The 26,324-nt window shown below is 70.3% G+C and carries 19 protein-coding genes; 10 read left to right on the top strand and 9 right to left on the bottom strand.

Features of this window, described 5'->3' with window-relative positions:
* Nucleotides 1-280 precede the first annotated feature (280 nt).
* Nucleotides 281-2,524 carry a hypothetical protein gene (locus VMS22_16965; GenBank protein HXJ35726.1) on the bottom strand — a complete coding sequence of 748 codons (2,244 nt, stop codon included), beginning with the start codon at nt 2,522-2,524 and terminating at the stop codon, nt 281-283.
* A gap of 242 nt (nt 2,525-2,766) precedes the next feature.
* Between VMS22_16965 and rpoD the strand changes: the two genes are divergently transcribed.
* From rpoD to VMS22_16950, 3 genes are read left to right on the top strand one after another with little or no spacing between them, the layout of a single operon-like run.
* The gene (gene rpoD, locus VMS22_16960) at nt 2,767-4,581 is read left to right on the top strand and encodes an RNA polymerase sigma factor RpoD (GenBank protein ID HXJ35725.1); all 1,815 of its coding nucleotides are present in this window, start codon (nt 2,767-2,769) and stop codon (nt 4,579-4,581) included.
* A gap of 55 nt (nt 4,582-4,636) precedes the next feature.
* The gene (locus VMS22_16955) at nt 4,637-4,795 is read left to right on the top strand and encodes a hypothetical protein (protein HXJ35724.1); all 159 of its coding nucleotides are present in this window, start codon (nt 4,637-4,639) and stop codon (nt 4,793-4,795) included.
* Between the two features lie 46 nt (nt 4,796-4,841).
* The gene (locus VMS22_16950; protein HXJ35723.1) at nt 4,842-5,933 is read left to right on the top strand and encodes a phosphotransferase; all 1,092 of its coding nucleotides are present in this window, start codon (nt 4,842-4,844) and stop codon (nt 5,931-5,933) included.
* Here VMS22_16950 and VMS22_16945 read toward each other — a convergent pair whose 3' ends face one another.
* The 5 genes from VMS22_16945 to VMS22_16925 form a co-directional block, all read right to left on the bottom strand.
* Nucleotides 5,934-6,476 (bottom strand): hypothetical protein, encoded by a 543-nt coding sequence (locus VMS22_16945; GenBank protein ID HXJ35722.1) that lies wholly within the window; start codon nt 6,474-6,476, stop codon nt 5,934-5,936. It lies immediately after the preceding gene.
* Between the two features lie 131 nt (nt 6,477-6,607).
* Nucleotides 6,608-7,798: an efflux RND transporter periplasmic adaptor subunit gene (locus VMS22_16940; protein ID HXJ35721.1), complete on the bottom strand. Its 1,191-nt coding sequence runs from the start codon at nt 7,796-7,798 to the stop codon at nt 6,608-6,610.
* The gene (locus VMS22_16935) at nt 7,798-8,976 is read right to left on the bottom strand and encodes an ABC transporter permease (GenBank protein HXJ35720.1); all 1,179 of its coding nucleotides are present in this window, start codon (nt 8,974-8,976) and stop codon (nt 7,798-7,800) included. The genes VMS22_16940 and VMS22_16935 overlap by 1 nt, the downstream gene beginning before the upstream one ends.
* A gap of 5 nt (nt 8,977-8,981) precedes the next feature.
* Nucleotides 8,982-10,169 carry an ABC transporter permease gene (locus VMS22_16930; protein HXJ35719.1) on the bottom strand — a complete coding sequence of 396 codons (1,188 nt, stop codon included), beginning with the start codon at nt 10,167-10,169 and terminating at the stop codon, nt 8,982-8,984.
* Complete coding sequence (locus VMS22_16925; GenBank protein HXJ35718.1) at nt 10,166-10,849, bottom strand: ABC transporter ATP-binding protein; 684 nt, start codon at nt 10,847-10,849, stop codon at nt 10,166-10,168. The genes VMS22_16930 and VMS22_16925 overlap by 4 nt, the downstream gene beginning before the upstream one ends.
* Nucleotides 10,850-10,900: 51 nt before the next feature.
* On the opposite strand from VMS22_16925, the gene VMS22_16920 reads away from it, so the two are divergent.
* A complete protein-coding gene (locus VMS22_16920; GenBank protein HXJ35717.1) occupies nt 10,901-11,122 on the top strand; it encodes a hypothetical protein in 222 nt (73 codons plus the stop codon).
* 48 nt (nt 11,123-11,170) lie between these two features.
* The gene (locus VMS22_16915; protein ID HXJ35716.1) at nt 11,171-11,995 is read left to right on the top strand and encodes an NUDIX hydrolase; all 825 of its coding nucleotides are present in this window, start codon (nt 11,171-11,173) and stop codon (nt 11,993-11,995) included.
* A 3-nt stretch (nt 11,996-11,998) separates the two neighbouring features.
* On the opposite strand, the gene VMS22_16910 is transcribed toward VMS22_16915, so the two are convergent.
* The 3 genes from VMS22_16910 to VMS22_16900 are packed head-to-tail and all read right to left on the bottom strand — an operon-like array spanning nt 11,999 to nt 16,098.
* Nucleotides 11,999-14,095 carry an adenylate/guanylate cyclase domain-containing protein gene (locus tag VMS22_16910; GenBank protein ID HXJ35715.1) on the bottom strand — a complete coding sequence of 699 codons (2,097 nt, stop codon included), beginning with the start codon at nt 14,093-14,095 and terminating at the stop codon, nt 11,999-12,001.
* An 18-nt stretch (nt 14,096-14,113) separates the two neighbouring features.
* Nucleotides 14,114-14,965: a FecR family protein gene (locus VMS22_16905; GenBank protein ID HXJ35714.1), complete on the bottom strand. Its 852-nt coding sequence runs from the start codon at nt 14,963-14,965 to the stop codon at nt 14,114-14,116.
* An 11-nt stretch (nt 14,966-14,976) separates the two neighbouring features.
* Nucleotides 14,977-16,098 carry a tetratricopeptide repeat protein gene (locus tag VMS22_16900; GenBank protein ID HXJ35713.1) on the bottom strand — a complete coding sequence of 374 codons (1,122 nt, stop codon included), beginning with the start codon at nt 16,096-16,098 and terminating at the stop codon, nt 14,977-14,979.
* A gap of 168 nt (nt 16,099-16,266) precedes the next feature.
* On the opposite strand from VMS22_16900, the gene VMS22_16895 reads away from it, so the two are divergent.
* From VMS22_16895 to VMS22_16875, 5 genes are all read left to right on the top strand, one after another.
* Nucleotides 16,267-17,775 carry a hypothetical protein gene (locus VMS22_16895; protein ID HXJ35712.1) on the top strand — a complete coding sequence of 503 codons (1,509 nt, stop codon included), beginning with the start codon at nt 16,267-16,269 and terminating at the stop codon, nt 17,773-17,775.
* Between the two features lie 198 nt (nt 17,776-17,973).
* Nucleotides 17,974-19,482: a hypothetical protein gene (locus tag VMS22_16890; GenBank protein HXJ35711.1), complete on the top strand. Its 1,509-nt coding sequence runs from the start codon at nt 17,974-17,976 to the stop codon at nt 19,480-19,482.
* 124 nt (nt 19,483-19,606) lie between these two features.
* A complete protein-coding gene (locus VMS22_16885; GenBank protein ID HXJ35710.1) occupies nt 19,607-20,110 on the top strand; it encodes a hypothetical protein in 504 nt (167 codons plus the stop codon).
* A 129-nt stretch (nt 20,111-20,239) separates the two neighbouring features.
* Nucleotides 20,240-24,538, top strand: coding sequence for a hypothetical protein (locus VMS22_16880; GenBank protein ID HXJ35709.1), 4,299 nt, complete (start codon nt 20,240-20,242; stop codon nt 24,536-24,538).
* Nucleotides 24,539-26,254: an amidohydrolase family protein gene (locus VMS22_16875; protein ID HXJ35708.1), complete on the top strand. Its 1,716-nt coding sequence runs from the start codon at nt 24,539-24,541 to the stop codon at nt 26,252-26,254.
* Nucleotides 26,255-26,324 lie beyond the last annotated feature (70 nt).

The raw sequence follows: 26,324 nt of genomic DNA, 5'->3' as shown, positions 1-26,324 counted from the left end.
GACCGGCATGTCGCGGCCGGCAAAGCCGGCGCGACAGCGCGAGGTACGCGCGTGGAGGTGCGACGCGGGCAAGGCTCGCGTGCGAGGGGGCAAGCCGGCACGACTGCTCGCGCAACCAGCCAACGCAGCGTGCACGCCGCGGCAACCACGCATGCGTCCGGCTAGCGCGCGTTCCTCGCTTGTCGCGCCGGCTTTGCCGGCCGCGACATACCGGTCGCGCGTGCCACCCACGCCCCACACTCGGTCCTCCCCAGCCCAAGACGAAGTCTTGGGCTGGAGCCTAGGGCTGTAGGACGGCTTCGCAGTCCGTGTTGTGCTCGCAGTAGTAGTAGCCGAGCATCGCGAACATCTCGTCGTCGGTCGTGACGCCGCCGTGGAGCGTGCAGGCGTCGCAGAGGCCGTCGCCGAGACCGGGCTGCGAGTCGCAGACGGCGTCGTTGCCGTTGCACTTCTCGCCCTTGTGCGGCCCGCCGAGGCAGGCCGTGTCGGCGTCCCCGCAGGTCGGCGTCCCGAGCGGCGTCAGCGGCGACGTCGAGCGGCGCTTCACCGTCGACGGATTGGACGCGCCGTTGTCGTAGTCGGCGCAGTACTTGATCGTGCGACTCGGCTCGTCGCCGTCGAGCGCGAGCACCGGGTCCTTGTACGTGACGATGTCGGGATCGGCGTAGTTCGTCGTCACCAGGAAGGGCGCCGTCGACTCGGGCGCGCACGGCCCCGTGCGCGACGAGCACTTGGGCGCGATGCCCGGCCCCCACGCCTGGAAGAGCTTCCCGCGCTTGTGGGTATGCGAGTAGAGCTGGAAGATCCGCGTGCCCTTCGGGACCGTCATGGTGCGGCAGTACTGGCGTGTTTCGAAGGGCGGCACGTTCGCGATGAAGATGTCGATCGCGTCGAACACGTCCTGGATCAGGTACTCCCGCTCGGTCGCGGACGCGAAGTAGATGTTGAGCCACTGCTCGTTGGTCGTCGGCTCGCCCGTCGCGTTGAAGGCGTGCGAGTTCACGACGAACGTGCCGGCGACCGGCATGACGTTGTAGACGCCGCCCGGATAGGGGTTGTCGTAGTAGGGCTCGGTCGAGATGAGGATCTGCGGCGCCATGAGGCTGTCGGCGCCGACGGCCGCGCCGACGCTGAGATCGGCCGGTCCGTAGCCGATGCAGGCGATCGCTTGGACGACGCTCCCGGCGCAGGCGCTGCGGGTGCCGCAGTCGGCTCCGGCCGGCGCCGCGACGCCGATCCCGAGGGGATCGCACGGCGTGCCGGCGTGCTCACCGCCGTGACACGTGAACGTGCCCCAGCCCGGATCGGTGATCGGGTAGGTGCCGCGGTACAGGCGCAGGATCGAGTGGTGCGAGTTCGGGTCCTGCGTCAGCTCGGTCCGCTTGTAGGCGAAGCACGTCTTGGCGGGCCCGCCCCACGCGTCCGGGCACGGGAAGGTCAGCTCGGCCGGCACCTGGGCCGAGAAGTCGTAGTGGGTCGCGAAACATACCTCGCCCTCGCCGTTGGCGGGGATCGTCCACTCGGGCGAGTAGAGCTGCACGCCCTCGCCGGCGGCGGGCGGCGCGGGCGGCGGAATCTTCTGCGGGGTCGCAGGCGGCAGGCACGAAGCCAGCAGCACGTCGGTGTCCTTCACCACGGTGTCCTTGGGTGCGCCGTTGTAGATCCACAGCTCGACCGCGTGCAGCTCGTTCGGCGTCAGCGGCGCGAAGGCGCCGTTCGGCATCGCCGTCCCGGGCACGCCCTCCAGATCCAGGGTCTTGGCCGCGAGCTTGCGCCAGAGCAGGCTCGTCTCCTTCGCGCCGGGCTGGACGCGCTGCTGCGAGGGCAGGATGGTCGACGCCTTGCCGACCAGCTGCTCGTAGGCGACCTCCGGTCGAAGGTCGAGGCTTCCCTCGCCGGGCGACGCGCCGTGGCAGATGGCCTGGGTGCACCCGTGGCGCTCGAAGATGGCCGTCTGGATGGCGGCGAACGTGCTCGTCGCGGGGGCTTCGCACGGGCACGACTGGGGGGCTGTCTTGCTGTGCCCCACGACACGCCCGCGCCCGTTCGAGAGGCCCTGTCCCTCGAAATGTGCACACCAGCGGGACGCGCCGATCGTGAGGGTCACCGTCACCTCGGTCTGCGGCCGATCGATCGCGTAGGGCCACGCCCCGCGTCCGGCGATGCGAACGATGCCCCCCTTCTTGTTCATCCTGAGGATGACCGACCGCACGCCTGCCGCGGCGCCGCTCGCGTCGGTGTACCGCATGCGATGCCCGCTCGTCTTCCAATGCTCGGCGGCGAGCGACACGAGCCCGCTGTCGCCCTCCCCGGGGCCACCGATGATCCGCAGCGTGGCGCCGCCTGCCATCGGATCGGCCGGGCCGGTGGCCCCGCGCCAACGTGCCTGGAAAAGGACGCGGCGTGTGACTCCACCTTTCAACGCCACCGTTGATGGGGCGAGCGGGTGCTCGAGCGGGAGCCCGTCGGCGAGGGTCGCGGAGGCGACGAAGAGGAGGGCGAGCAGGGGTCCCGACGGTCGCATGGCGCGGGTTCTAACCCGAACGCCAACGCCGCGCCACACAAATGAATTTTACCCTTGACTGGACGGGGTCGGGCCAGTAGGGTGCCCGGCGCGATCGCGCGTAGGCCGTGCGTCTGTTCGACGCATGATCCAAGGCACGCGCGGATTCTTTACGGCTTGAGCGGAATTGTCCCCAGGGCTGCGCACTCGGTGCTGACGAAAGCGGCCCACCCGCCGGTCCGCTCTCTTCGAGGGTTCGTCGTGTGAAGCGGAACGAGAAGCGATCCGAGGAGAAGAAGGCGCGGCCCGTTCGCGACGGACGTCCGTCACGCGGCTCGTCGCCGGGCGCGTCCGAGGGTCGCGACGCGGGCGGCGATCCGGCAGGGGGCGAAGAGCTCGATCAGGTCGTGTCGATACTCGGCGAGATCGACATCGACGTCGAAGGCGTAGCCGAAGAGGCCGCGATCCCGACCGAGGAGGCCGAGAAGGTCGTCGAAGCCGAGTGGACGGCCGAGGAGCCCCCCGAGCGCGAGCGCGAGGAGGAAACCGCCGAACGGGCACCCGGCGAGACCGCCGATCCGGTCCGCATGTACCTCCAGGAGATGGGGGGCGTTCCGCTCCTCACGCGCGAAGAAGAGGTCGCCATCGCCAAGGAGATCGAGACCGGCGAGCGCGAGGTGCGCGAAGCCGTCTTCTCGCTCCACCAGGCCGTCCAGTACGTGATCAACTTGTCGGACCGCCTGCGCGACGGAGAGATCGAAGCGCGCCACGTCTTCGGGGACGACGACGCCGCCGAGGCCGCGACCACCGAGATGGTCGAGGGCAAAGAGGACAAGCGCGCGGCGGAGTTTCTCCGTCACGTCTCGAAGCTGAAGCGGGTCGCGGGCGAACGCGAGAAGCTCCTCGCCGAGCATCAGAAGGCGAAGACCTCGAAGGCGCGCAAGGCGGCGATCGAAAAGCGTCTCGCGCTCCTCAGGACCGCGATCAAGGAGTGTCTCCTCGACACCAAGATCGGCGCCAAGCACGTGAACAACATCGTCGAGCGCCTGAAGGAGGCGCAGAGCGCGGTCGATCGCGAGCACTTCAAGATCAAGCGGCTCGAGGACAACCTCGGCCATCCGGCCACGGAGATCCTGAAGCACGGCGCACGCATCCGTGCCGAGGAGAAGGACGCCAATCGCGTCGCGAGCCGGATGTTCCACGCGCCGGCCACCCAGGTCGCCGACGCCGCCGACGTCGTACGCGAGTCGCGTCGCATGATCGCGCAGGTCGTCCGCGAGGTCGACATGCCGGCCGAGCTGCTGCGCGACGTGCTGAAGGTCATCCGCCGCGGCGAGGTGAAGGCGCAGGAGGGCAAGCGCCGCCTCATCGAAGCGAACCTCCGCCTCGTCGTCTCCATCGCCAAACGCTACACGAATCGTGGCCTGGGGTTCCTGGACCTGATCCAGGAGGGCAACATCGGTCTCATGCGCGCGGTCGAGAAGTTCGAGTACCAGCGCGGCTACAAGTTCTCGACCTACGCCACGTGGTGGATCCGGCAGTCGGTGTCGCGCGCCATCGCCGACCAGGCGCGCACCATCCGCATCCCCGTGCACATGATCGAGACCATCAACAAGGTGATCCGCACCTCGCGCTACCTCGTGCAGCAGTACGGCCGCGAGCCGAGCGCCGAGGAGATCGCCCAGCAGATGGAGATGCCCGCGGACAAGGTCCGCAAGGTGCTGAAGATCGTGAAGGAGCCGGTCTCGCTCGAGACGCCGATCGGCGACGACGAGGAGAGCTCGCTCGGCGATTTCGTCGAGGACCGGCAGACGCTCTCGCCGGCCGACGCGGCCATGGCGCTCTCGCTCGAGGAGCAGACGCGCAAGGTGCTCGCCACGCTCACGCCGCGCGAGGAGCAGATCCTGCGGCTGCGCTTCGGGATCGGCGAGAAATCCGACTACACGCTCGAAGAGGTCGGGCAGCGCTTCGCGGTCACGCGCGAGCGCATTCGCCAGATCGAGGCGAAGGCCCTCCGCAAGCTGCGGAGCCCGAACCGCGCCCGCACGCTCGAGACGTTCGTCGGCAAGCTGAGCTGATCGTCCACGTCCCGCGTCGGGCGGGGGTGGTGGTTGATGATGGGAGGAGGGGAAGGTGGACCAGATCGAGGACATGCTCCGCAAATGGCGTGAGAGCCGCGCCGCGCATCCGCACCGCGAGGCGCCAAGCGATCGCCGCCGGCTCGACGTGAAGGGCCAGGAGGTCATGGTCGTGCGGCGCAAGCCGAAACCGCGTCCGCTCCGGGTCGAATAGCCGGGCCCGGCTCGCAGTCCGGCCGGAGGGTGTGCTAGCCGGGCGCATGTCCTCCGCCTCCGCATTTCCGCGACGTCCGGACGACGTCGACGTCGCGTGGCTGGAGGGCGTGCTACGCGCGGCGGGGCTGCTCGACGGGACGCGTCTCGTCGGCTGCGAGCCGGCGCGCGTCGGCACCGGCCAGATGGGCGACAGCATTCGCTACGTGCTGCGCTACGACGGCGCCGCGCCGCGGGCGCCGCGCTCGGTGGTGTGCAAGTTCGCCTCGAGCGATCCGACCAGTCGCGCGACCGGTGTGGCGCTGCGCACGTACGAGGTCGAGGTCGGGTTCTATCGCGAGATCGCGCGCACCGTCGACATTCGCACGCCCGCGTGCCACTTCGCCGACATCGACCTCGCGACCGGCGAGTTCGTGCTCGTCCTCGAGGACCTCGCGCCCTGCGTGCAGGGGGATCAGCTCGCAGGCTGCACGGTCGAGCAGGCGGGGCTCGCGATGGACGAGCTCGCGAAGCTCCACGCGCCGCGCTGGAACGACCCTGCGCTCGCCGCCGTGGAATGGCTGAACCGCAACGGCACCGAAGAAGCCCACGCCTTCGGCGAGATGCTCCTGCCGCCGCTCCTGCCGGGGTTCGTCGAGCGCTACGGCCACCGGCTCGATCCGCGGCACGTCGAGATCGGCGAGTTGCTGATGCAGCGTATCGGCCGCTTCCTGCGCGACCGCCCCGGACCGCGCGCCGTCCAGCACGGCGACTACCGCCTCGACAACATGCTCTTCGGGACCGCCGACGGCGGCTATCCGCTCGCCGTGGTCGACTGGCAGACGGTCGTGTGGGGCCCGCCGGTGTTCGACGCGGCCTACTTCCTCGGGGCGGGGCTCGAGAGCGATCCGCGCCGCACGCACGAGCGCGAGCTGCTGCGACGGTACTACGGCGGGCTCACGGCGCGCGGGGTCACGGGCTACTCGTGGGACGAGTGTTGGCGCGACTACCGGCGCTACGCGTTCGGGGGATTCCTCATGGCGATCGGCGCGTCGATGATGGTCGTGCAGACCGAGCGCGGCGACGAGATGTTCCTCACCATGCTGCGCCGTCACGGCGCGCAGATCGTGGATCTCGGGTCCGAGGAGTTCCTCGCCTGATCAGCCGACGCTCCACCGTGCCGTCTGGTGCGCGTCGGGGCGGTAGGTGCAGCGGTAGCCGCGGCGGATCGTCGTCCGGAAGTGCTCGGCGAGATCCGGATGCACGTCGTCGAGCCGCGCGATGGCCACCTTGACGCTCTTGGTGACGGCCAGGCGCGCCTGCTCCGCCGTGATCCCCCGCGTGCGACGCCGGCCGTGGGCGGCGATCGCGACCGCGTCGATGGCGGTGCCGGGATTCGCGAGCAGCACCGCCAGGTAGCGAAGGCCCGCCGTGTCGTGCAGGCGGACGACGCGATCGGCGTAGCGGATCATCCAGTAGTCGCCCTCGCGGCGGAAGAGCCACGTGGGTGGCGCGATGCCGTTGCCGACTGCGGCTTCGAGACCCACGATCGGGCCGTCGGCGTGATCGAGGGCGTGGCGCAGGACGTCGAGCACGACGCGCGGGTCGCCCTCGGCGCGCTCGTGCAGCCGCGCCACGACGGGCTCCGCGACGGTCGTCCCGAGCACCAGCTGGACCAGGTGGGCAAGATCGGAGGTTTTCATGGCTGTGGCTCCCCGGAGCACACGGCGTGCCGCCCGGATTCCCACGCCGGGCGGTGACGGGCTCGGGCGGGGTGTCCACTGCCGGAGGCACGAGGACCCGAGGACTGTCAGACGGATTTTACAGGCGGGTGCTACTTCGTCGCGACGGCTTGCCCGTCGCGCAGCGGCGGCGGCGAGCCGACGACGACGACCTCGTCGCCCCCGAGGCCACCCGTCACCTGCACCTGCTCGCCGAACGTGCGATCGGTCACGACGCCGGCGCGCCCGACGCGCCCGTCGCGCACGACCCACACGAACGATCCCGCCTCGTCGGTGCGCAGCGCGCTGCGCGGGACGAGGACGGCACCGGCCCCCGGCGGCGTCGGGACGTCCTCCAGGAACGTGATGCGCGCGCTCATGTCGGGCCACAGGAAGTCGTCGAGGCGTTCGATCTGCACCTCGACGCGCAGCGTCCCCTTCTGGCGATCGACCTGCGGGTAGAGCTTCACGACGTGGGCCGGATACTTCCGGTCGGGATAGGCGTCCGGGACGACCTCGGCCCGCTGGCCCATGTGCACCTTCGCGAGCTCGCTCTCGGTGATGTCGACCTGGCCGCGCAGGTCCTCGAGGTTCGCCATGCGGATCAAGTCGCCCGAGCCGGAGAACCCGCCCGGAACCGCGATCTCGCCGACCTCCTTCAGCTTGGCGAGGATGACGCCGCTGCGCGGCGCGCGCAGGGTGGTGTACTCGAGGTTCACCTTCGCCGCCGCGAGCTCGGCTTCGTTCTGGTTGACGGCGGCATCGGCCGCGTCGGCCTCGGCCTGGCGCACGTCCAGCTCGTCGCGGCTGACGACCTTCGATCCCGCGAGCGAGCGCGCCCGCTCGAGCTGCTTGCGCTTCAGCACCGCCTGCGCGTGCGCGCTGCGGAGCGTCGCCTCGAGCCGCGCGACCGCCGATTCGTAGTCGCGGGCGTCGAGCTGCACGAGCGGATCGCCCGCCTTCACGTGCGCGCCTTCCTCGACGAGGTAGCGGTCGATGCGACCGGGCACGCGCACGCCGATCGAGATGTAGCGATCGGCGCTGACGACGTAGCCCGAGCCCGCGAGCACGGGCACCGCCGACGGGCTGCCGTCGCCGCTCGGGGCGAGCTTCACGACGCGCGCCGTCTCGACTGGCACCGCGGCGCCGCCACGCAGGCCGCGCGCGACGACGAGCAGGAGCACGAGCAGCGCGACGATGCCGGCCGCGATCCGGCGCCGCGAGCGGCGCGGCGCGGGCGCGGGTCGGCGATCCAGCCGGAGCGCCTTCAGGTTCTCGCGCAGCGCGGGAGCCGACTCCGCCATCACGCCCGATGGAGCGCGTCCACGACGCGCAACCGCGACGCCCGCCACGCGGGCGCGAGCCCGCCGAGCCCGCCGATCGCGATCGCGAACAGGAGGCCCAGGAGCACGCCGGTGGTGGACGGTTGGAGCAGCACGGTCGCCACGCTGAAGGTCATCATGCTGAAGGCAACGCCCTGGAGCAACGTGTTGACGGCCCACATGGCGGCGACGCCCAGGACCACGCCGCCCACGAAGCCGCCGGCCGCGAGCAGGAGCGATTCCGAGAGGAACGACAGGAGGATCGCCGTGCGCGAGAACCCGAGCGCGCGCAGGGTGCCGATCTCCGCCGTGCGGCCCGCGACCGCGGCGTACATGGTGTTGAGCGCGCCGAACGTGGCGCCGGTCGCCATGATGACGGCGAGCACGAGCACCAGGACGTAGAGGGAGTTCGCGGCCTCGGCCTGCTCCTCGTAGTAGACGGTCTCCGGCTTCCCCTCGAGCGTCACGCGCGCGTCGGCCGCGATGCGCTCGACGAGCGCCTGCCGGTCGGCTCCCGGCGCGATGCGCAGCCGGATGCCGGAGCAACCCGACGGCCGCCGCGCGTCGTCCTGCACGTCGCTGAGGTCGGCCCAGATCTCGCTGTCGAACGCCGTCCCGCCGCCGTCGAAGACGCCGACGACGGTCCAGGTGCGCCGCCCGAAGGAGAGCCGTCCGCCGACGTGCGCGCCGTCGTGCCGGAGCGCAACGCCCTTGCCGACCACGACCTCGCCGAGCTTCGGCTGCAGCATGCGGCCTTCCACGAGGCGCACGTCGCGATGCACCTCGAAGGCCACGGGCTCGATGCCGCGCACGAGGACGTTCTCGCGCCCACCCTCGCGCGTGCGCATGAACGGCTGGTTGATGATCTCGGGCGAGACCAGCGGCCGCCCGTCGGCGCCGGTCGCGATCCCCGGGAGGGCTCGGACGATCTGCACGGCTTCGCGCGTGAGGAAGCTCGACCCGTCGTTCGTCGCGCCCTTGCGCAGGACGACGAGGTTGTCGGGATCGCCGGTGCCGACCAGCATCCGCTGGAGCCCACCCACCAGGCCCGCGAGGAGGATCGTCACCGCGACCACGAGCCCGATGCCGCCGGCGGTGAAGATGCTCGTCCAGCGCCGGACGAAGAGGCTGCGCGTGCCGTAGGCGATGGGGACGAGCATCGACGTCAGAAGAGGCGCCGGAGCGCGTCGATCACGTTCAATCGCGCGCCGTTCCAGGCCGGCACGATGCCGGACACGAAACCGACGACGAGCGCGATCGCGAGCCCCTGCATCGCCGTCGTGGGCGACATGTAGAAGCTGCCGAGTGGTCCCAAGAGAGGTCCGAGCCCGCCCGTCTTGCCGGCGGCCGCGAGCGCCCGGAAGAGGAAGAACGCGCCCGCCGCACCGGCGGCGCCGCCCACGAGCCCCTGCAGCATCGACTCGCAGAGCAGCACGGTGAGGATCGGCCGGCGGCGGAAGCCGAGGCTCTTCAGCACGGCGATCTCCGGGATGCGCTCGCGGACGCCCATCGCGCTCGTGTTGGCCGCGATCAGCACGACCGCCGCGACGACCAGGAAGCCGACGCCGAGGATCACGCGGATGAAGCCCTGATAGCTCGACATGAAGTTCTGGTAGAAGGACTTCTCCGTCTCGGCGGCGGTCTCGGCCTCGGAGTTGTGGAACAGGGCGTCGATGTCGCGCATCACGCGCTCGACGTTTTCGGGGCGATCGGCCTGCACCCACACCATGCCGACGAACGGGAAGCCGCTGAACGGCCACCCCGGCCGCGGCTGCAGCGACTCCTCGAGGTACTTGTGGTGGAACCACAGCACGACCGGGTTGCCGCTCGCCGCGGGGATCATGCCGACGATCTCGAAGGTGAGGTTCACCGGGAACGCCGTGCCGCGCAGCGTGATGAGCTGTCCGGTCTTCCAGCCGAACTTCCGCATCGTCTGCTCGCCGACGAGCGCCCCGTTGCGGACGGCGCGGAAGCGACGCAGCGCCGCCGGGTCGATCTTGTAGTCGGGCCACATCTCGGCGACGGTGTCGGGGTCGATCCCGAAGTTCGGGAACATGTTCTTCGGCTCGTCGTAGATGCCGCCGAACCACGTGAAGTGGTTGACCGCGGCGACGCCGGGCACGCCCCGGATCTTGTTCACGTACGACGCGGGCAGGAGGTAGGTGAGGCCCGCCTCGTGGTGCACGCTGATGCGCGTGTTCGAGACCGCCTTGTCGAGGATCGCGGCGAGCGCGCTCGGCAGCGAAAGGACGGCGCACACGAGGAAGATCGAGAGCGCGATCGAGAGCGTCGTGAAGAGGCTCCGCAGCGGATGCCGGGAGAGGTTGCGCAGGACCAGGCGGCCGTACGTCATCGGTGCGGGCCGCTCCCGTTCACGAGCACGCCCTTGTCGAGGCGGATCACCGTGTCGACGTAGGCCTCGGCGCGCGGGTCGTGCGTCACCATCACGATCGACTTCTCGAAGGCCTGGTTCAGCTCGCGGAGGAGGGTCAGGATCTCGACCGCGCTCTTGGCGTCGAGGTCGCCGGTGGGCTCGTCGGCGACGAGGAGGTCGGGGTCGGTGACGATCGCGCGCGCGATCGCCACGCGCTGCTGCTCGCCGCCCGAGAGCTGCTGCGGGCGGTGATGTGCGCGGTGCGGGACGCCGACCGCCTCGAGCGCGATCTCCGCCCGCCGGCGCCGCTCGCCGCGCGGGAGATCCGTCAGCAGGAGGGGCAGCTCCACGTTCTCGATCGCCGACAGCACGGGCAGGAGGTTGTAGAACTGGAAGACGAGCCCGACGTGCCGCGCGCGCCAGGCGGCGAGTTCGTCCTCGTCCAGGCGCGAGAGCGCCTCGCCCTCGACCACCACCTCGCCGCTGTCGGGGCGGTCGAGGCCGGCGAGGAGGTTCAGCAGCGTCGACTTGCCCGAGCCCGACGGACCCATGAGCGCGACGAAGCGTCCCCGCGGAATCTGCAGGGTGACGTGCTCGAGCGCATGGACGAGGTCGATCCCGCGCCGATACAGCTTGGAGACGTCGTGGACCTCGATCATCGGCCCTCAAGTTTTGCCGGTTGTCGGCCGATAGCGAAAGTGGAGACGTCCATGCCGAACCCGATCGCCTCGACGACCGACCCGGCGCTGCTGCCGGCCGCCGCCGCGGCGCGGCCGACGCAAGCCGGCATGGAGGCCATGGCGCGCGTGCTCGACGGCGAGACGCTCGAGGGGCGTAAGGCCGTGAAAAGGCCCGCACGCGCGTCGGCGTCGTCCCGCAACGAGCCGGCGTCGGCCGACGGGCGCGGGCAGCTGGTCGATCGTCGCGCCTAGGAGCGGTGCGTTCCTTGATTCGCGGCGGCAGCGGACTATGTTCGATCCGTGGCGACGCCGGCGACTCCGCTTCCTTCGAGCACGCTGCTCCTCCTGCGTGACGACCCGTCGGAGGACGGACCCTTCTCGGTGCTGATGCTGGAGCGGCACGGGAGCATCAGTTTTGCGGGCATGCACGCGTTTCCGGGCGGGATCGTCGATCCGCACGACGCCGAGGCGCCGGGCGCACGTCTTCCCACCGATCAGTCGTGGGCGAGCGCGGGCGAGGGCGACACGGCCGACGACGCGCTCCCGTGCTGGGTGGCGGCGGTTCGCGAGCTGTTCGAAGAGATGGGTATCCTGCTCGCGGCACGCGACGGGCGGACGATTGCCGGAGCGCTTCCGGAGGCGCTGCGCTCGTTGCGGGCACGGCTGCATGGGGGCGAGCCGCTCGCCGCGCTTCTCGCCGAGCACGGGCTCGTCCCCGCCACGCAGGACCTCTTCTACTTCGCGCGCTGGATCACGCCGCGTGTGAACCCGAAGCGGTTCGACACGCGCTTCCTGGTCGGGCGCGTGCCCGAAGGCCAGGACGCCGTCGTCGACGGCACCGAGACGGTGAGCCACGAGTGGCTCACGCCGAAGGCGGCGCTGGATGCGTATCAGGCCGGACGCATCCAGCTCATGCCGCCGACCGTCCGCACGCTGGACGACCTCGGTCGCTTCGCCTCCATCGACGCCGTGCTGGCCGACGCCCGCCGGCGGGTCGTGCGGGCGCTCTGCCCCGAGATCGAGACCGGCGGTGCCGAGCCCGCGATGACGTATCCCGACAACACGGGCTCCGGGCTGCCGCCGCGACGGCTCGTCCTGCGCGACGGCCGCTGGCGCCCGGAGTGACGCTCACTTCGTCAGGGCGTCGTAGATCCCGTCCCAGTCGGGACCGGGCGGATCGGTCATGAGCAGGCGGCAGCGTTTGACGAACTTCTCGATGGCGGCGTCGCCGGGGTTCTGGTCGAGCATCGCTTCCAGCGCGGCGACCGCCTCGCCGAAGCGGCGCGCGCGGTAGGCGACGAACGCCTGCGCGAAGGCCGCGGCCAGCCGCGCGGCGCGCCCCCCGGAGTCGTCCGACCGCAGACACAGGAGCTCGTACACCGTGACCGGCTGCGTTTTTCCCTTGGGACGCACGCGGTCGATCTCGCGACAGATGAAGTCCTCGCCGATTGCCGTCCGGGTCCGCTCCGAGACCAGGATCCGGGTGCCGTAGAGCTTGTTCAGCCCCTCGAGCCGCGACGCGAGGTTCACGTCGTCGCTCAGCACCGTGTAGTTGAAGCGCTGCGACGAGCCGAAGTTCCCGACGATGGCGTCGCCGGTCGCGATGCCGACGCCGATGTTGATCTCGGGCCAGTCGCGCGCCCGCCAGCGCGCGCGCAGCTCCGTCAGCTTGGCGAGGATCTCGAGCGCCGCCAGGCACGCGCGCCGTGCGTGGTCCGGCACCTGCGCCGGCGCGCCCCAGAAGGCCATGACGGCGTCGCCGATGTACTTGTCGAGCAGGCCGCGGTGCTTGATCACGATGTCGGTCTGCGCCCCCAGGTGCTCGGTCAGGAGCTCGCCCAGGTCCTCGGGCGGGATCTGCTCGGAGATGGTCGAGAAGCCGCGGATGTCGGTGAACAGGATCGAGAGCTCGCGCCGCTCGCCCCCGAGGGCCAGGCGATGCGGCTCGCGCGCGAGCTGCTCGACGACCTCCGGGTCGAGGTAGTGCTGGAACGCGCGCCGGATGTACTGCCGCTTGCGCGCTTCGCCGAGGTACTGCTGCACGACGCCGACCAGCGTCGCGGTGATGACCGCCCCGTACGGATAGATGACCGACGCCACGACCCCGCGGTCGGCGAAGGCCACCTGCGTGACGGCGAGGTACACGACGTAGAGGCCGAGCACGCCGACGGCGCCCGCGAACGTGCGCCACTGGATCAAGAGCCCGGCGGCGAGACCGAAGAGGAGCGTGATGCCGGCCTCGACCGGGACGAGCCACGCCGGCCGCACGAGACCGTGGCCGCGGAGCAGGTTGTCGATGACGCTCGCGTGGATCTCGACGCCCGGCGCGGAGCCCGAGAACGGCGTCGGCCGCGAATCGAATCCGACCGCGGTGGGCGCGATCAAGGCGAGCTTGCCCTCGAGCGCCTTCCGTTCCGCCCGTCCCTCGAGCACGTCGCGCGCGCTCACCGTGGGAACGGTTCCGGTCGGGCCCAGGAAGTCGATGCGGAGGTCGCCCGAGGCGTCGATCGGGATCACGTGGTCGCCGATGGCGAGCTCGGTCGGGCCCGCGCTGCCGGTGGTGAGGACGCCGCCTGGGCCGCCGAGGTAGTGCCGGAGCGCCGCGATCGAGAGGGCGGGTGCGACGCGCTCGCCCATCCGGATCGCGAGCGGCACGCGGCGAAACCCCTGGTCGAGGTCGGGAACGAAGTTCACGTGTCCGACGTCGACGGCCGCCGCCGCGAGCTCCGGATCGGGGCCACGGATGCCCTTCGCCTCGCGCAGCTGCGCCATGCCGCCGCCCCGATCGCGGATCGAGATCTCCGGAAAGTCCACCTGCCCGCCGTCCGCGGCGTCGCCGAAGTCGAAGAACTCGCCGAGCACAACACGCCCCGACGACCGCATCGCCTCGGCGAACGCGGCGTCGTTCGCGACGTCGGGCAGGTCGAAGACGGCGTCGAGCGCGATCGTCTTGGTGCCGAGCTCGGTCAGCTTTTGGGTCAGCTCGGCGACGCGGCTGCGCGGCCACGGCCAGCGCCCGTAGCGCGCGAGCGACGGCTCGTCGATGCCCACGATCACCACGTCGCCCGTCGGTGCCCGCGCGCCGCGCAGCGCGAAGCGGAGGTCGAGCGCCTTCAGCTCGAGGATCTCGAGCGGCCGCGGCGTGAGCAGCCGCAGGCCCGCGAACACGAGCGCGATCGCGAGGCAGAGCGTCGTGACGCTGAGACGCTCGACGAGACGACTCACGCGGCTCCGGCCCGGCCGTCAGCGCGGCGGGGGTGGCGGGGGCGGCTGCGGTCCGCGGAATTTGTCGACGGGCTGATCGATCACGCCGTCCGGACGCTGGATCGTGCGACCGCCTCCGGGTCCGGGTGTGGCGGGATCGCCGCGATCGCCGCTACCCTCGGCCGGCACGCTCCCCGGGCCTGACGGAGGACCGCCGGCTTCGCCGCCGCTCGGCGGCCCGGGCTTGATCTCGGTCAGGCCGGTGAAGCTCTGCAGCTCCGTCTTGGTGACCTCGCGGGGCTTCGACGGCTGGCCGCCGACGAGGATCTCGGTCAACTGCCCCGGTCCGATCCGGACCTCGTGGCGTCCCTGCGTGTCGGTCACGCTCCGCACGAAGGTGATGTCGTACAGCCCGATGACGCGCGTGCGCTTGGCGTCGGGATCGACGAGGGAGATGAAGCCCGTCCCGCGGACACCGGCGACGGCGGTCGGGGTCTTCACCTCGAAGCTCGACCCGCGCGTGCCGTAGCGCTCCGTCACGACGGCGCGCAGCGTGCCGACGAGCTGACCCAGACGCGACGTGCTCGGGCCCCCGGGACGCGCCGCCAGCTCGTCGATGGTGATCTCGGACTTCGCGCCGACCGTCAGCACGGAGTCGTCGCGCATGAGGAGCTTCACCCGCGAGGCGTCGGCCGTGCGCACGTGATCGCCGACGAAGACGTCGCTGCCGGCCGCGAGCGCCGCCCAGGTGGCTTCGCCGCCGTGCTGCGCCTCGGCGCGACCCTCGAGCGAGGCGACGCTCCCCGCCGGATCGGCGGCGCGGGCGACGGCGGCCGCGAGCAGAACGAGTCCGAACGCTACCAGCCGGTGGAGTCCTCGATGTCGTGTCATGGTCGACCTGCTCAGAACCAGACCCGCAGCTCGAGCGACACGATGTTGCGGGTGTATTCGAACTCCGAGATGTTCGAGTCGTTCACGGTCGCGTAGTACGAGAGCACGCCATCCACGTGTTCGATGATCGGGCGGCGCAGGAACAGCGCGATGTAGTTGCCGCTGTCGTGCCGCCGCTTCGTGAAGTCGGCGGCGCTGTTCGGCTGCGTGTAGTTCTCGTAGCGGTACACGTAGTCCAGCTCGACGAGCGTGCGCCAGATCGCGGGGAAGCGGAAGCCGAGCGTGCCCTGCTGCACGTGGCGCGCGAAGTCGTTGCCCGACGCGCTGTGCGGCGCGTCCTCGAAGTAGAGATACCCGAGCGTGAGGGCGAGGCGGCGGTCGAAGAAGAACAGGAGCTGCGTGACGCCGATCGCGTTCGACGGCCCATCACGATCGAGGTCGGGCTCGCCGAACGGCGACCCCAGGTAGTCCTCGTAGCTCCACCGGTAGGTGAGCTGCGTCGAGCCGAGGTCGCCTTCGATGAACGAGGCGTACGGCATGACCCAGGGGGTCTGGAGATAGGCGTGGCTGCCCAGCACCGTATGGTCGTAGCCGCCCTGCGTGCCGAGCCATAGCCACGGGACGACGGCGCGCGCGAACGTGCCCTGGAAACGATTCGAGCGCACGTCGAAGTCGGTGACGTCCGTGTGCAGGACCTGGAAGAAATCGTAGTCGAGTCGAACGAGCGTTCGATCGTCGCGATACGGATCGACGTGACCCGCCAGGGTGAAGAGGAAGCCGGCGTCGCCCTTCGGATCCGACGAGTCGAGCCTGACGTTGCTGTCGTATTCGACGCCCGTCCCGGCCTCGATGTCCCACCATTTCACGGTGCTTCCCGGCCGCGTTGCGCCGATTTCCTCGCCAGGTACGTTCGCGTTGATCAGGTCGAGCCAGAGGCGCGCCGCGTCATCGTTGGGATCCGCCTGGAGCGCTTCGCCGAATCGCTGCCGCGCCTCCTCGCGGCGCCCGGCGTTGTAGGCCACTTCACCTTGGGCGACGAGCAGCTCCGAGCGTTCGGACGCGATCGACACGCCGCCACGCAGCACCGCCGTGACGAGGGCGAATCCGGCCCAGAGGAAGCGGGTCCGCAGCATTGGGTGCGCCTCAGTAACAATTTCCATCCGGGTCGCACAAGCCATGGCGGTCCACGGTGAAATTTCTATTGACAGCCGCGCAGCGGCGTTGGATGACCCGAAGCAGGTCCGGGCGTCTCGTACGGCGATCGTTCGCCCGACACAACACAACGAAAACAGGAGGGGTCCATGGTAAACAAAATGAAGGCCCTGCTCGTGGTGGGCGCATTCGCCGTCGTGGCGAGTGGCACGGCGCAGGCGCAAATTCCGACGAACGCGGGGTGCTCGAACGCGAAGATGAAGTGCGCGATCAACTACACGAAGGGCATTCTCGGGGTGCAGGCCAAGGCGGCCAAGACCGGCACAATCGAGGACTCGCTCAAGCTGCAGAAGGTCGTCGACAAGTACTCGGGACTCGCGACCTCCTGCATCGAGAAGGCTGATGCGAAGTACCTGGCGGCGTGTCCGTTCTCCGGCGACGGCGGGCTCAAGACCGAGATGGACGCGTTGATGGTGGGCCTGAAGGCGCAGCTCTACGTCTTGCCGGGGCCGACGAGCATCAACGGGTGCTACGCGGCGCAGACCAAGTGCGTGGCGAACCTGATCAAGGGCCTGATCGGCGCCGACTCGAAGGCGCTCAAGGGCGGTCTCTTCACGGACGCGGTCGCGCTCGACAAGGTCGTCTGCAAGTACGACGACAGCGCGTCCAACGCCGTGTCCTCGCCGACGAAGTGCCTCGGCCTGGGCAAGGGCTGCATGCAGAAGCTCGACGCGCCCGGGAAGGCGTGCACGATCACCGGCCTCTCGGGACAGTCGGCGTCGGTCCTGACGCAGACGACGAACTTCATCAACCAGTCGACCTGTGAGCAGTCGCCCACGGCGGCCACGTTCTCCATCGTTACCGTCGCGGGCTCCGGGACGTGCGGTACGACGAACGGTCCGACAAACCCGACGATCAACTGCGGCGATCTCATCATCGGCGGCGGCGCCGCGACCGTTCCTGCCGGCGCGACACCGGCGGGTACCCAAACGATCTTCAACCTGGCCGGCGGCAAGGACCGCGTCTGCCCGCGCTCGTCGGCGCAGACCGGCTCGAACCTCAACTGCTCGGACGTCGGCTGCTTCTTCGGCTCGCCGCTCCCGATCGCGAACGGCCCGCTCTCGACCTGCGTCGACAACACGTTCGTCGCCAAGGGTTACAGCGCAGTCGTACCGACGACCGGTGCATTCACGGGCGACGTCCTGCTCGGGTCGACCGTGGCCGTGACGGCCAATGCGGCCGAGCCGTGCCCGCAGTGCGTGGCTGGTTTCTGTGATTCCGCGGCGGCGAACGTGGGCGCGCCCTGCGTGGCGGGCGCGACGACGGGCGAGTCGCACGACTGCCTCCCGGCAGGCCCGTCCCTTCCGACCTTCGCCGTCAGCCTGAAGGGAATCACGACGGGGGTCTCCTCGAAGTCGGACGCGGGCGGCCTCTTCTGCCCGCTTCAGGCCAACGCCGGCGCATTCGGCGATCCGACGGTCACCAACATCACCGAGACGGGTACTGCCGGCGGCGACCTGACGGGTGGCTCCGTCGTTGGATCCAGGCTCGCCTCCGTATTCTGTATCCCTGCGACGGGTAACGTCCTGATCGACGGGTCGGCCGACCTGCCCGGTCCGGGCGCGACCTCGCTCGTCGTCGGCGCCCAGATCCTGTAATTTCCTCGAATCCACTGCAGCACGAAGCCCCCGGGCCGGATGGCCCGGGGGCTTCTTCTTTCCTGCCGAGGTAGTGAGGCGGAGCCAACCTACGAACCGGCCGCGAAATCTTCATTGACAGCCGAGCGCGAGCCGGGGATGCCGTTGCGAAGAGCCTGAGGGATCTCGCGCATGAGAATCGAGAGTTTGGAGAGGTCCATGGTGAACAAGGGGAAGGCCCTGCTCGCGGCCGCTGCGTTGGCCGTGACGGCAGCCGGCACGGTGCAGGCACAGATTCCGGCCAACGCGGGGTGCTCGAACGCCAAGATGAAGTGCGCGATCAACTACACGAAGGGCATTCTCGGCGTGCAGGCCAAGGCAGCGAAGGGCGGCGTCGCCGAGGATCCGCTCGGGATCCAGAAGATCACGAACAAGTACTCCGGCCTCGCGACCTCCTGCATCGAGAAGGCCGACGCGAAGTTCCTGGGGGCATGTCCGTTCGCGGGCGACGGCGGGCTCAAGGTCGAGATGGACGCGCTCATGGGCGGCCTCAAGACCCAGCTCTACGTCAACCCCACGCCGACGGGTGCGAACGCGTGCTTCGCGGCGCAGACGAAGTGTGTGGCGAACGCCATCAAGGGCCTCGTCGGCGCCGACTCGAAGGCGCTCAAGGGCGGTCTCTTCACGGACGCGGCCGCCCTCGACAAGGTCGTCTGCAAGTACGACGACAGCGCGTCCAACGCCGTGTCCTCGCCGACGAAGTGCCTCGGCCTGGGCAAAGGCTGCATGCAGAAGCTCGAGGCGCCCGGGAAGGCCTGCACGCTGACGGGCCTCGCGGGACAGTCGGCGTCGGTGCTGGACCAGACGACGGGCTTCATCAACCGGTCGACCTGTGAGCAGTCGCCCACGGCAGCGCAGTACGCCGTGACGACGGTCGCGGGCTTTGGCTCGTGCGGAACCACCAACGGCGCGACGAACCCGACCCTCAACTGCGGCGATCTCTACATCGGTGGCGGCCTCGGCACGACGCCGAACGGCGCCACGCCTGCCGGCACGACCACCAACTTCAACCTGGCCGGCGGCAAGGACCGCGTCTGCCCGCGCACGGCTGCGCAGACCGGCTCCAACCTCAACTGCTCTGACATCGGCTGCTTCTTCGGTTCACCGCTGCCGATCGTGAACGGTCCGTTGTCGACCTGCGTCGACAACACCTTCCTTGCCAAGGGCTACGGCGCCCTCGTGCCGTCGACCGGCGAGTTCAAAGGCGACATCCTCCTCGGATCGACGGTGGCCGTGACGGCCAACGCGGCCGAGCCGTGTCCGAAGTGCGTGGCCGGCGCGTGTGACTCGGCGGCCGCCAATTCCGGCGCGGCCTGCACCCCGGGCGCGACGACGGGCGAGTCGCACGACTGCCTGCCGGCGGGTCCGAGCCTGCCCACCTTCGCCGTCAGCCTCACCGGCACGACCACGGGAACGTCGTCGCTGAGCAACGGTAGCGGTCTCTTCTGTCCCTTGCAGGCCAACGCCGGTGCGTTCGGCGATCCGTCGGTCACCAACATCACCGAGACCGGCACTACCGGCGGCAACCTGACGACGGGTCCGGCCGTTCCGGCCACGCTCGCGTCGGTCTTCTGCATCCCGGCGACCGGCAACGTCCTCATCGACGGCGCGGCTGACCTGCCTGGTCCTGGCGCGACGTCGCTGGTCGTAAACGCGGACGTCCTCTAAGGAGCCTTCCATTTCCCCGTGCAGCACGAAGCCCCCGGGCCCGGCGGCCCGGGGGCTTCTCCTTTTTCGCCAGTCTCCCCCGATTTCCCGATCGACAGGTTCACCGAGGGCAAGGTGATGTGCGGTGGATTGTCCGAGGCAACTCACGCAACAGACATTCAAGGGCGACATCCTGCTCGGATCGACGGTGGCCGTGACGGCCAACGCGGCCGAGCCGTGCCCGAAGTGCATCGCCGGCGCGTGTGACTCGGCGGCGGCCAACGCCGGCGCAGGCTGCACGCCGGGCTCGACAACCAACGAATCGCACGACTGTCTGCCCGCCGGTCCGTCGCTGCCGCAGTTCGCGGTCAGCCTCGCCGGGATCACGACGGGAACCTCGTCGCTGACCAGCGGCAGCGGTCTCTTCTGTCCCTCGCAAACGAACGCCGGCGCGTTCGGTGACCCCGCCGTCACGAACATCACCGAGACGGGATCGCCCGCGGGGAACATCACGACCGCGGCCGGAGCGGCCACGCTCGCGTCGGTCTACTGCATCCCGGCGACCGGCAACGTCCTCATCGACGGCGCCGCGGACCTCCCTGGTCCGGGCGCAGTCTCGCTCCAGATCTCGGCAGACGTTCTGCCCTGATTCACCTCGCATCCTCCGCAGCGCGAAGCCCCCGGACCGCCCGGTCCGGGGGCTTCTTTTCGCGCGCGACACGGCAGATGCGGTTGACGTAGCCGGGGCCCGGCATGGTAACCCTCCTAGGTGGGCCCCTTGTCGGTATTCCAGGATCGCAGAAGTGTATGGTGGGCCGGCCTGTGGGGCTTTTCCCTGGCCGTCCTTCTGCTCGGGCCGTCCGCCGCGCGGGCCTGGCTCTTCCAGCTCCCCGGTACGACGCCCGGTAGCGCGCGGGCAGTCGCGATCGACCCCCAGGGCGAGGTCGTGGCGGCCGGCGACTACGGCTATACGACATTCCCCGTCTTCATGGTCGCGCGGATCAACCCCCAGACCGGCCAGTCGGACAGCTTCTACTTCCCGAACTTCAACGGCGAGGGGCACGCGAACGCCCTCGTCATGCGCGGCTCGAACGCGATCGCGGTCGGCGAGCTGAACGGCGCCGGCCCGGACTTCGCGGTCACGTGCTCCGATTCCCAGGGCGGCGAGGTCTGGTCCAGGCGGTTCAACGACGACAGCTCGGTCTGCGGCGCCGACGTCGCGTACGGGGTCGCCCTCGACTCCGAGAACCGCGTGATCGCGGTGGGCAAGTTCACGCACGACACCGACACGGGCGAGGCGACCGGTTTCGCCGTCATGCAGCTCGCCAGCGATACCGGAGACCCTCTTTGGAGCCGCGAGATCGACGACGGCGTTGCGCGCGCGGTCGTGACCGACGGCACCGAGTCCTACACTGCCGGACAGATCGGTGGCCAGTTCGCGGTCGTCAAGTACGACGTCGACGGGAACGAGCTCTGGCGACAGGACACGCTCGGTGCCGGCGAGGCGCTCGCGATCATCTTCGATGCCGAGCTGGGCGTCGTCTACGCAGCGGGGCAGCTGAACGGCGCGTTCGCCGTCGTGAAGCTCGACGGCGGTGACGGCGATCCCATGTGGCAATCGCCCGCGGGGACGATCCCGAACGGCACGGCCCGCGCCCTGACGCTCCTGTCGGACTTCGACGTCGTCGCCACGGGCGAGATCGGCACCGGAGACCAGCGGCAGTTCGTCACGGTGCGCTTCGCCGAGAGCGACGCCGAAGAAGGCTGGCGGGAGACCTCCGACGTCCCGCTCCCCGCCGCGGGGTACGGCGTCGCGCACGACGACCTCGACGACATCGCGGCGGTCGGCACGGCCGCGTGGGACACGGGTCCCGCCAGCTTCCACGCGGAATCGCGCTTCGGCGCCGACGGCGCGGTCCTGTGGGGCACGGGGATCCTCAGCGACGACAAGGAGACGCGCGCGCTCTCGGTCCTGTTCGACCAGGACGGCGACGTGGTGATCGGCGGGCAGCTCGCGGTCTTCGGATTGCCCCCGGGCTTTGTCGTCCAGAAGCTCGACGGAGCGACGGGCGACGACTTCCAGCCGCTGTGCGGCGACGGTGAGGTCGATCCGGGCGAGGACTGCGACGACGGCAACAACTTCGACGGCGACTGCTGCTCGTCGACGTGCACCTTCGAGGCGGTCGGCTCCTCCTGCGAGAGCGACGGCAACGACTGCACCGACGACGCCTGCGACGGTCAGGGCACCTGCGAGCACCAGGACGTCGCCGACTTCACCCCCTGCGACGACGGCAACGAATGCACCACCGGCGACCAGTGCGTGACCGGCTTCTGCGAGGCGTCGATGGTCGCGGACTTCGGCACGCCGTGCAACCTGGATTTCAACCCGTGCACCACCGACGTCTGCAACGGCGACGGCGGGTGCGTGGCGACGGCGAACACGAATCCCTGCGACGACTTCAACCCGTGCACGACGGCCGACGCCTGCGCTCCCGGCCAATGTTCGAACGCGGACGTCTTCTGTCTCACGGACCAAGATTGCGGCAGCGGTGGCGTCTGCATCGGGGCCGGCACGTGCCGGGGGACGCCGACGCCCGACGCCACCTGCGACGACGGCAACGACTGCACGGCGAACGATTCGTGCGCGACGGGCTTCTGCCGCGGGACGCCGACGCCCGGCATCCCGTGCTTCAGCGACTTCCGCCCGTGCACCGACGACGTGTGCGGGCCGCAGGGCTTCTGTACCCATCCGCCCAACGACTCCCTGCCGTGCGACGATTCGAACGCGTGCACGACGGCCGACCACTGCGAGAACGGCAACTGCGTGGGCACCCCGGGCACGAGCAGCAGCACGACGACCAGTCCGCCGACCACGACCACCACGTCCACCTCGACCAGCACGACCACTTCTTCGACGACCACGAGCAGCAGCACCTCGACCTCGACCTCGTCGACGACCAGCACGTCGTCGCCCGTGCCCACGACGACCTCGACGAGCACGTCGACCACCACCAGCACGTCCACGTCGACGACCAGCACCTCCACGTCGACCAGCACGTCGACCTCGAGCACCACCACGACGTCCACCTCGACCTCGACCAGCACCTCCACGTCGACGTCCTCGACCACGACGACGTCCACCAGCACGACCACCACGACGACGGCGCCCGGCTGCGCCGACGGCACGCGCGAGGGTCTGACCGACGTGGGCGACTTCCCCGACATCGCCGCCTGCGAGGGCGAGTGGGACGGCCACGTCTCGAACGGCGCCATCTTGTGCCAGGAGGGCTGGCGCGTCTGCACCCCCGACGACATGGCGATCCTCAAGACGGTCAGCTTCGAGGATGCGACGGGCTTCCCGGGTTGCTTCGCCTACGACGCGAGCGAGGACAACAACACCTGCGGTCCCTGCACCGGTGTGGACGGCGCCGACGACATGGCCGGCATGGGCACGTACTGCCAGTACAACGACAGCGAGGCGTCCGGCAGCTGCATCGGCAGCGGCCGCGTCGACGCCACCTGCTGCGGGGACTCCCAGTCGGGGACTGCGTGCCAGTTCAAGCCGAAGCTGACGACGGGCGTCGTGTGCTGCCTGCCCGAGGAGGCGACGACGACCACGACCACCACGACCGCGCCGCCGACCACGACCACGACGCTCCCCGCATGCACGAGCTCGGACGAGTGCGACGACGGCGATCCCTGCAACGGGGTCGAGGCCTGCGTGGGCGGCCGCTGCTCCGGCTCCCAGCCGCGCGGCGTCGACGGGCCGACGTGCGACCCCGCCGATCCGATCGCGGTCGTCACGACCTTCCGTGGCGACGGCGTCGCGCTCTGCAACACGCGCCTGCGCTCGGTCGAAACGACGCTCGGCGTCGGCGACCAGCCGTGGGGCGTCGCGTGGCAGGCCGACGGCAAGCGCGTCTTCATCACCAACCGCGGCAGCCGCAGCGTGTCGGTGGTCGACATGGTCTCCCGGACCGTCGTCGCCACCATCCAGGTCGCCTCGCAGCCGCTCGGGATCGCGGCGCATCCGTTCCTGCCGCGGATCTACGTGGCATCCTACGACACCGATTCACTCGACGTGATCGACACGTCGTCGCTCACCGTGGTCGACTCCATCGCGGTGGGTGACGGGCCGGCCGGCGTCGCCGTACACCCGGCGGGCGGGCAGGTCTACGTCGCGAACTACATCGGCGGCACCGTGTCCGTGGTCGACGTCGCGAGCGGCCACGTGACGGCGACGGTCACCACGCCGGACCTCCCCGTCGGCGTGGCCGTGCACCCAGCCGGCACGAAGGTCTACGTCGCGTGCTTCAAGGGACGGCAGCTCGGCGTCATCGGGACGGTCAGCAACACGATGCTCGGTACCGTGCGCGTCGGGCGCCGGCCGATCGGAGTCGCGTTCGATCCAGCCGGTTCGCGGGCCTACGTGACCAACAGCGGCGACGACACGATCACCGTGATCGACGCCGCCGCCGACCGCGTGATCTCGAAGGTGGACGTGGGCTCGTTCCCGCTCGGCATCGCCGTCGTCGACGGTGGTGCGGTGTGGGTGGCCAGCGGCCAGGCCAACGCCATGACCGTGATCCCCGGCTCGGGGAGCACCGCGACGGTGCCGATCGCGAACACGCCGGTCGCCATCGGCGACTTCGTGGGCACGCCGCCCGACAATTGCCCGCGCCCGCCGCTCCCCTGCGACGATGCGAACCCGTTCACGGGCGATGGGTGCCAGCCGGGCAAGGGTTGCGAGCAGAGCGAGATCGAGGGCGTCCAGGGCGTGCAGGCCGGCGTCACCGCGATGCAGACCATCGTGCAGGATCCGGACACGACCGAAGATCCGCTCGTGGCGCAGGTGCGCGATGCGCTGCCCGGGCTCGAGAGCGCCATCGAGGCGGCGCAGACGGGCGGCGATCGCACGGCGATCCGCCTCGTGCGCCGCACCTTGAAGCCCGTCCTGCTGGCGCTCGAGAGCGCGCGCCGCAAGGGAACGCTCGGGGACAGCGGATTGCGGCTCCTCGACATCGCACGGGAGGCGAAGCAGCAGGTGAAGAAGCTTGCGCGCAATGGAGGGCGTTAGATGCAGGCGGACATCGTCCTCAGGGGCGGGACGGTCGTAGACGGCAGTGGCGCCGCGGCGGCGAAGGCCGACGTGGCGATTCGGGGTGATCGCATCGTCGCAGTGGGCGCGTACGACGGCCCGGCGCGCGAGGTGATCGACGCGCGCGGCAAGATCGTCACGCCCGGCTTCGTCGACGTCCACACCCACCTGGATGCGCAGCTCACCTGGGACCCGCTCGGCGCGCCCGCGTGCTGGCACGGGATCACGTCGGTCGTGGTCGGGAACTGCGGCGTCGGCTTCGCGCCGTGCAAGCCCGCCGATCGCGACTACCTGATGTTCCTCATGGAAGGAGTCGAGGACATCCCGCGCGCCGCCATCGCGGCCGGCATGAAGTGGACGTGGGAGAGCTTCGGCGAGTACCTGCGGGCGCTCGGGACGGGCGGCCTCGGGCTCAACGTGGGCGCATACGTCGGGCACGCGCCGCTGCGCGTGTATGCGATGGGCGAACGCGGCGTGGTCGACACGCCGCCCAGCGAGTCCGAGCTCGCGACCATGCAGGCCGCCGTCGACGAGGCGATCGCGTCGGGTGCGCTCGGCATCTCGAGCGGTCGCACGACGATGCACCGCACGCCGGCCGGCGACGCCGTGCCCGGCACGTTCGCCGACGAGCGCGAGGTGATGGCGCTCGTGGAGCCGCTGCGACGCCGGGGCGCCGGGATCTTCCAGATGGTGCCGTACGGCGCCGCGGGCGAAGCGGCCGAGGGTTTCGCACGCGATCTCCCGCTCCTGGTCGAGGTGGCGCGCCGGACCGGGCGGCCGGTCTCGGTGGCGCTGACGCAGGCGCGCCAGTATCCGGACGAGTGGCGTGATTCGCTCGCGCGCATCGAGCGCGCGGCGGGACCCGAGGTGCGCATCGTGCCGCAGGTGGCGCCGCGCTCGATCGGTCTCATGCTCGGCTTCGGCGGCCTCCTCTCGCCGCTGCTGCTCTTCCCTGCGGCCGGCGACCTGCTCGACAAGTCGGAGGACGAGGTCCGGGCGGCTCTGCGCGACGCCGGCCTCCGCCGGCGTCTGGCCGAGAGCCTCGACCCGTCGGGCGAGATCATGGCCGGCATGGCGACGCTCGATCGCGTCTATCCGCTGACGGAGGCGGGTGTGGCGTCCTACGAGACGACGCCCGAGCGGAGCGTCACCGGCATCGCCGCGCGTCGCGGCGTCCTGCCGGGCGAGGTGCTGCTCGACGAGATGGTCGCCTCGGAGCTCCGCCGGCTCTTCATGATCGCGCTCTACAACTTCGACATGGACGCGGCGCGCGCGATGCTCGCGCACCCGATGAGCGTCCCCGGCCTCGGCGACGCGGGCGCGCACACGAGCCAGACGTGCGACGTGGGCGTCCCGACCTTCATGCTCGCGTACTGGGTGCGCACGCGCGGCGCCATGACGCTCGAGTCCGCGGTGCGCAAGCTCACCGCCGCCCCGGCGGCCGCGTGGGACATCCCCGAGCGCGGCCTCGTGCGCGAGGGGTGGTACGCAGACCTGAACGTCATCGATCTCGACCGTCTGGATCTCGGCATGGCGCAGGTCCGGCACGACCTCCCGACCGGGGCGACGAACCTCTCGCAGCGCGCCTCGGGGTTCGTCGCGACGATCGTGAACGGGCAGGTGCTCATGCGGGACGGCGAGCACACGGGCGCGCTCCCGGGTCGCGTGCTCCGCAACGCCGCGGCGGCGTCGTGAGCTGCACCAGCCTCGTGCTCGCGTTTCCGCTGCCTCACCGACGGCAGCAAGCCGACCGGTAGGAACTTCT

Source organism: Candidatus Eisenbacteria bacterium (assembly GCA_035577985.1).
In the GTDB taxonomy this organism is placed as follows: Bacteria; Desulfobacterota; Binatia; order DP-6; family DP-6; genus DATJZY01.
This window is presented reverse-complemented; position numbering and strand designations above follow the sequence as displayed.